The sequence below is a fragment of the Pseudomonas mandelii genome, from assembly GCF_002251635.1.
In the GTDB taxonomy this organism is placed as follows: domain Bacteria; phylum Pseudomonadota; class Gammaproteobacteria; order Pseudomonadales; family Pseudomonadaceae; genus Aquipseudomonas; species Aquipseudomonas mandelii_B.
The window spans coordinates 1-1,988 of the sequence record NZ_NMOJ01000120.1 but is presented as its reverse complement, the minus strand read 5'-3'; the positions used below and the strand labels follow the sequence as shown (position 1 = coordinate 1,988).

The window sequence follows — 1,988 nt, the reverse complement described above, 5'->3', positions numbered from 1 at the left end:
GATGACATCCTTCCGCTTGTGGCGGGATTAGGTAGTGGTTTAACTGATGCCAATGATCCTCCTCCGACGCAAGACTCTCTAGATACAGTTCACCTGTATTGTGAGGGGCCAGTTAACTGTTAATAGGGGGTGTACTGGTCGAAATTGAGGCAACTGTACCTATCGGCACTACATTGGTGCGATTTTGATGTTTTCGCTTGAATGCGTAGGCAAATACGGTAGGAAATGACCAGTACAGCAGTACAGTTTTAAACAGAATCTAATGTGGCCAAAGGCAACTGACGCAACTGTGTTTGCGTCAGCTGTTTTTTTGCTGAATCAGACCGCCAGCATTCGCCCGGTTTCTTCCAGGCTGATGTGCCAGCTCAGGGCATCGCGCAGGATATGCGGGGTGTGCCCGCCCAATGCGCAGGCTGCCGTAAAGTAGTCATCCAGTGCCTGGCGATAGTCCGGGTGCACGCAGTTGTCGATAACCACTCGAGCCCGCTCCCGCGGTGCCAGGCCCCGCAGGTCGGCCAGACCGATCTCCGTCACCAGGATGTCGACATCATGCTCGGTATGGTCGACGTGGCTGACCATCGGCACCACGCTGGAGATTGCACCACCCTTGGCGATNGACTTGGTGACGAAGATCGCCAGGTGCGCGTTGCGCGCGAAGTCTCCGGAGCCGCCAATGCCGTTCATCATCCGTGTGCCGCAGACGTGGGTGGAGTTGACGTTGCCGTAGATGTCGAATTCCAGCGCAGTATTGATGCCAATAATGCCCAGGCGCCGTACCACCTCGGGGTGATTGGAAATTTCCTGAGGGCGAAGTACCAGTTTGTCCTTATAGCGCTCGAGGTTGCCGAAGACGTCGGCGTTGCGCCGGCTCGACAGGGTGATCGAACTGCCTGACGCAAAGCTCAGCTTGCCGGCGTCGATCAGGTCGAACGTTGAGTCCTGCAACACTTCCGAGTACATGGTCAGGTCTTCGAACGGCGATTCGATCAGGCCGCACATCACCGCGTTGGCGATGTTGCCGATCCCGGCCTGCAGCGGGCCGAGCTTGTTGGTCATGCGTCCGGCGTCTACTTCCTGCTTGAGGAAGTCGATCAGGTGATCGGCAATGGCTTGGGTGTCGACGTCCGGCGGCAGGACGGTGGAGGGCGAGTCGGACTGATTGGTGATCACGATGGCGACAATCTTTTCCGGCGGGATCGGGATGGCGGTGCTGCCAATGCGATCGTCGACCTTTACCAGAGGAATCGGCGTGCGGGTCGGCCGGTACGTTGGAATATAGATGTCGTGCAGCCCTTCCAGATTCGGGTTGTGCGCGAGGTTGATCTCAACAATCACTTGCTTGGCGAAAATCGCGAAGCTGGCCGAATTGCCCACGGAGGTGGTGGGCACGATATGCCCTTGCTCGGTGATCGCNACGGCTTCAATCACGGCGATGTCCGGCAGCTTGAGTTGCTGGTTGCGCAGTTGCTCCACGGTTTCCGAGAGATGCTGGTCAATGAACATCACTTCGCCGGCGTTAATCGCCTTGCGCAAAGTGCTATCGACCTGGAATGGCATCCGTCGCGACAGTACACCGGCTTCGGTGAGCTGNTTATCNAGGTCATTGCCCAGGCTGGCGCCGGTCATCAGGGTGATTTTCAGCGGAGAAATCTTGGCGCGTTCGGCCANGGCGTGAGGGACGGCTTTGGCTTCACCGGCACGGGTGAAGCCGCTCATGCCGACGGTCATGCCGTCCTCGATCAGTGCGGCGGCATCTGCCGCGCTCATGACCTTGTTCAACAGCGAAGGCAAGCGGATACGATCACGGTACATGAATTGTTATCTCAGGCTACGGAAGCAAGGTGGGCAGTGTAGTGATTTCAAAAAAATTCGGCCCGCTACCATGGTCGAATGCAGAGGNCTGATTTAGAGCCTTTGGTCGGGTTTCACGGGGAATAAAAAAACCCCAGCCTACTAAAGGCTGAGGTTTTGGGTATTGCGTTGGAGCA

1 protein-coding gene is annotated in these 1,988 nt (G+C 56.9%); it reads right to left on the bottom strand.

Going from position 1 to position 1,988, the window contains the following annotated elements; all coding sequences use genetic code 11:
• Positions 1–318: 318 nt before the first annotated feature.
• Positions 319–1,812, bottom strand: a complete 1,494-nt coding sequence (scpC, locus tag B7L09_RS16665) for a succinyl-CoA:acetate CoA-transferase ScpC (RefSeq protein WP_094469758.1) — start codon at positions 1,810–1,812, stop codon at positions 319–321.
• Positions 1,813–1,988 lie beyond the last annotated feature (176 nt).